The organism is Catonella sp., assembly GCF_052169795.1.
Lineage (GTDB): Bacteria > Bacillota > Clostridia > Lachnospirales > Lachnospiraceae > Catonella.
The window spans coordinates 1-5,316 of sequence record NZ_JBQNBU010000114.1 but is presented as its reverse complement, the minus strand read 5'-3'; the positions used below and the strand labels follow the sequence as shown (position 1 = coordinate 5,316).

Below are 5,316 nucleotides of genomic sequence, written 5' to 3'. Positions count from 1 at the left end.
AGGAGAAGATATTATGTGTGATGAACATAATATAGATATAGAAATGAAAACAGATAAAAAAGATAAACAGACAATAAATCAAATTGATGGTTGGAATATCGAAGTTAAATTTAATGAAAATGGATTTAGCTTAGAAGATTTAGTGGAGGAATACATCAAAGAAAAATTTTCTGTCTATTAGGGGCTGACAAAAAATATAAGGAGCGTTATAATATTTTTGTGGAAGCCTAGCCTTGGTTCGATTTATTGTATGTAAATTGAATTTAAGGAGGCTTTTTTGTGTTTAAAAATAGTGTAGATAAAGAAAATATTGCAGTTATGTATTTGAGGCTTTCAAAAGAAGATGGAGAAAAAGTAGAAAGTAATTCCATATCAAATCAAAGAGAAATTATAAATTCATATGTAAAAAGAAATCAAATTACAATGGTCAAAGAGTATGTTGATGACGGATATTCAGGAGCGAATTTTGATAGACCGAATTTTAAAGAAATGATAAAGGATGCTTATGATAAGAAATTTGATACCATTATTGTAAAAGACCTGTCAAGATTTGGAAGAGATTATATAGAAGCTGGAAAGTTTATACAAAGAATATTTCCGGAAAACGGGATAAGATTTATATCCGTTAATGACAATTATGATAGTAAAAGTGCGGATATGAATGACACACATTTAATACTGCCTATAAAAAATTTTATCAACGACAGCTATTGCCGAGATATTTCCAATAAGGTAAAAAGCTCCCAGAAGATAAAAAGAGAAAAAGGGGATTTTATCAGTGCTTTTGCACCTTATGGATATAAAAAATCTGATGAGAGTAAAAATAAGTTGGTGGTTGATGAACAAGCTGCTCCTAACATTAAAAATATATTTGATATGAAGCTTAAGGGATATTCTTCAAAGGCAATTGCAGATGAGTTAAATCACTTAGGTGTTCTAACTCCAAGAAAATATAAAGAAAGTCAAGGCTTTAAGTGTAATGGATTTCAAAATATAAAAGGTGGAAATTGGTCAGCGAAGGCAGTAAACAGAATTATAGAAAATGAAGTATATATTGGAAACACCTTACAGGGAAAGAGTATTACTTTAAACTATAAAAACAAAAAACAGATAGAAAAAGAGAAAGATGAATGGATAAGGGTAGAAAATACCCACGAAGCAATCATAAGTAAGGAAGTTTTTGCTATTGCAAATACAATGCTTAAAAGAGATTTAAACAACTCTCGTGGTAAGGATAAAATTGATATTTTTACCGGGATGCTATTTTGTAAAGAATGCGGAAGTTCTTTGATTAGAAGAACTGTAAAGTATAAAGAAAGAGAAGAAGTTTTCTATATATGCTCAAAGTATAACAAAGAAAAATCTTGCTCAAGACACAGCATAAAGGAAGAAATCTTGATAAAAGCAGTGTCTAAAATAATAAAATCATATATTGAATTTAACGAAAAGCTATATTCCAAAGTTCAGCTTATAGATATAAATAGAAATCTAAAAGACAATCAAATTCCTATATTAAAACGAGAAAAGGCTATGACAGAAGAACTGTTATCTTCACTTTACCTTGATTTAAAAGAGGATGTGATCAGTAAAGAAGAATATCAGCTTTTTAGAAAAAACTATATGGAAAAACTCACTAAGTTAGATGAAAGTATCCAGTATAGATTAAGAAAACAGGAAGATACAAAGGACAAGATAGATAAAAATAAGAGCTGGATTATTGATATTAACAGATATAAAAATTTATCTGAAATAGATAGACTATCTGTTGTGATGCTCATTGATAAAATTTTTATTTCTGAAGATAAGACGATAGATGTCAGGTTTAATCATACCGAAGAGCTATCTTTACTTGAGGAAATGACAAAAGCGGACAAGAGCAAATTTAAGAATAATATTATAGCAAAGAAAAGTATAGCTACAAACGGAAAGTCAAAAGCTATACCTTCTGTTATGAATAAAAGTCTTGTAAGTGCTGAAAGTGAGGTATGTTATGGCTAGAACGAAAAATAGACATAAATCACAATCAGAAATAAATACAGAAAATATAAAAATAGTTGAAAAAACATATATTGCTGGTGTTTATACAAGACTATCACAGGAAAGAAAGGAAGCTTACAGAGATAAAAGCAATTCACTTGAAATGCAGGAGGAGCTTTGTATAAAAGAAGCAAATGAAAAAGGAATAAAGGTTTTAAGAGTATATAAGGATTATGAGTATTCCGGAACAAATTTTAAAAGACCCGGCTTTCTTGAAATGATGGAAGATATAAGGATAGGAAGAATAAATTGTATTATCGTAAAAGATATGTCTAGGTTTGGAAGAGAATATTTAGAGATCTCAAACTATATAGAAAAAGTATTTCCATTTTTAGAGGTAAGATTTATTTCCGTAAATGATAACCTTGATACCAAAAACGGTATAAAATCGGATAAGAGTTATGAAATAGCAATAAAAAATATCTTCAATGATTTATATGTCAAAGACATTTCAAAGAAAGTAAGAGCCTCAAAAGAAGTAAAAATGAAACAAGGGTCTTTTATAGGGGCTATGGCTCCGTATGGTTATAAAGTAAATAAAATAGATGGAAAAAGAGTTCTGGTGATAGATGAAAAAGTAGCAGATGTGGTAAGGCTTATGTTTCATTTAGCAAGTCAAGGCAAATCCAATATACAAATAGCAAGAGAATTGACTAAAAATTATACGACACCTGCCGAATATAAAAGAACCGGGAAGGTTTTTAAGGACAAAGAAGATATAAAACAATGGGATACTTCTTATATATCAAAAATCCTTTCCGATGAAGTGTATATTGGGAGTTTAATCCAAAGGATACATTCAAATAGACATGATTTAAATCTAAAAAGCAAGTTTCGTGATAAAGAAGAGTGGATTATAACAGAGAACACCCACGAAGGTTTAATAGACAAAATTACATTTGAAAATATCAGAGAGATAAAGGAGAAAAAACAAAATCATCTACCTTATCATTCACTGAAAAACATCATAAAAGACGGAAAAGAAAATGTCGGAGTAAAAATTCAAAGAGATCATAACAAAGAAGGAAAGTATGATGGTCTTATAAAATGCAGCATTTGCGGTAGAAATTTGAAAAAACAATATGGACCAAGGGGACTAAAAGTTAATGATGAAATTTGCTATTGCTATTATTGTAAAGGTGGCGATAAGTTAAACTTAGAAAAATCTCATGTCAGAATTTATGAAACGGATCTGGATAGGATTTTAGTTGATACTTTAAAACGACTGTTTTTAAGTTTTCATCAAGATGATAAAGGACTACGCCTCAAAACTTATTTGGAGAAGGTAAGTACTGAAAAGATAAATCAAGTTTCTCTAAAAACAGATACAAATAATAAAAAGATTGATGCTCTTAGAGTTAAATTGCAGGAACAATACGAAAATTATGTTAAGGGTGAAGTTCTTTTAAGTGAATTTAAAAAAGAAAGCAATAAAATAGACAGACAGATAAAAACAATAAAAAATGAATTGAAAATCTTGGACGATAAAAAAAGAAATGTAAAGAAAAGAAAAAAAGAACTTAAAAAATTCATAGAAGCTCTATTTTGCTGCTTAGACGACAAGAGTATAGATGTTGATAAAGAATTGATTGATACTCTAATTAGTCACATAGAAATCTCAAAATATAAGCAAGTAACCATATACTTTAAATTTAATCTTGATAAAGATATGGATAAAGAGTTGGAGGTAGAGAATGAATAGAATAGCTATTTATCTTAGACTTTCAGAGGAAGATTATAAAAAAACAGATGAAAGTATAAGCATAGTAAATCAGAGAGATTATATAAGAACTTACATTGAAAATGAGAACTCTCTGAAGGACAGTGAAATAGAAGAATATATAGATGATGGGTATTCTGCTACTAATACAAACAGACCTTCATTTTTAAGACTTGTTGATGATATAAAGGGTGGTAGAGTAGGAACTATAATCGTAAAAGATATGTCGAGGTTTTCAAGAGATTATATTTTGCTCGGAGATTATTTGACCAACATATTACCATTTTTAAAAATACGGTTTATTGCTATTAATGATAACTATGATTCTTTGAAAGAACAAGGGAACGGTATAGATACGGATGCACAGTTTAAGACCTTGTATTATGATTTGTTCAGTAAGGAACTATCTGAAAAGGTAAGAAGTTCCGTCAAACAGATCAAATCACAAGGAAAGAATACGAACTGGGCAGCACCTTTTGGATATATTAAAGCTCCTGAAGATAAATATCATATTATTATTGATAAAAAGACAGCTTTTATAGTTAAAGAAGCCTTTGACTTGTTGTTAAAAGGGTATTCTTGCATTCAAATTGCCAATATATTTAATGAAAAAGGTTATATCACTCGCTCTGAACGAAAAGAAGAACTTAAACTTTCGGATTATACCGGAAATTTGGTTACAGGAAGTAAAGTAAAGAAAAGAGTTTGGACAAATGCATCTATCTCGCAGATTACAAGTAATGAACTATATACAGGTGATTATGTATACAATAAATACAAAGAAACCAAAATAGGTGGAAGAAAAAGAATTTTACTTCCTGAAGAAGAGTGGAGAATAATTCCTAATATTCATGAAGCTATTATTTCCAGAGAAGTGTTTGATAAGGTTAAGAAAATAAAAGAAAAACGAAGTTTTGGAGGATACACAGGAAACAAAAATCGTTCTATTTTTTCTGATAAGATTTTTTGTAAAGAATGTGGTAGACATATGAGTTTTCGCTGCGACAGTAGACAAAAGAAAAATTCAGATAAAATATACAAGTATAAAAGTTATTATTGCAATTTATGTAAAGCTGAGAAAACACCAAACAATATCAGAGAGAAAGATATTATTAAACTTATAAAACCTAAATTAAAAGAGTTTAAGATTCAAAACACATTAAAAGAAGAGAGGGTTATAGATAATGAGAAAGTAAAAGAAGATATTCTAAATGAAATATCCATATTAAACAGCAATTTACAAATCATCTATGAAAACTACAAAAAGAAAATTATTTCAAAAGAGGTGTATCTAAAGGAAAAATCTTTTATACAAGATAAAAAGGTGATGCTTAAAAATAGACTTGAGGAGTTTAAAACCGATATAGTTAATTCAAAGAAAGAAACTGATATTGCTGTCTTAGATGAGAAAGGTTTGCTAAAGGCTTATGTGGACGGTTCAATTGATAAAATAATCGTGTCAAGAAGTGGAGAAATAGAGATTATGGAGAAGTATTAGTTTGTATAGTTGTAGCTATAACAAAATATCAATGAAAACTTTCTATATCATAAAATGACTA

At 29.1% G+C, this 5,316-nt stretch carries 4 protein-coding genes; all 4 read left to right on the top strand.

Going from position 1 to position 5,316, the window contains the following annotated elements; translation table 11 throughout:
* The coding region (locus ACTTKP_RS10960) for a hypothetical protein (RefSeq protein WP_442553939.1) at nucleotides 1-181 on the top strand (181 nt) is incomplete at its 5' end.
* Between the two features lie 98 nt (nucleotides 182-279).
* Nucleotides 280-1,998, top strand: a complete 1,719-nt coding sequence (locus tag ACTTKP_RS10955) for a recombinase family protein (protein ID WP_442553938.1) — start codon at nucleotides 280-282, stop codon at nucleotides 1,996-1,998.
* Complete coding sequence (locus ACTTKP_RS10950; RefSeq protein WP_442553937.1) at nucleotides 1,991-3,739, top strand: recombinase family protein; 1,749 nt, start codon at nucleotides 1,991-1,993, stop codon at nucleotides 3,737-3,739. The genes ACTTKP_RS10955 and ACTTKP_RS10950 overlap by 8 nt, the downstream gene beginning before the upstream one ends.
* Nucleotides 3,732-5,255, top strand: a complete 1,524-nt coding sequence (locus tag ACTTKP_RS10945; RefSeq protein ID WP_442553936.1) for a recombinase family protein — start codon at nucleotides 3,732-3,734, stop codon at nucleotides 5,253-5,255. Before ACTTKP_RS10950 ends, ACTTKP_RS10945 begins: the two co-directional genes overlap by 8 nt.
* Nucleotides 5,256-5,316: the final 61 nt, after the last annotated feature.

Coding starts and splice junctions, on each gene's coding strand:
- ACTTKP_RS10945 (WP_442553936.1), top strand. CDS start 3,732: ATGAATAGAATAGCTATTTATCTTAGACTTTCAGAGGAAGATTATAAA.
- ACTTKP_RS10950 (WP_442553937.1), top strand. CDS start 1,991: ATGGCTAGAACGAAAAATAGACATAAATCACAATCAGAAATAAATACA.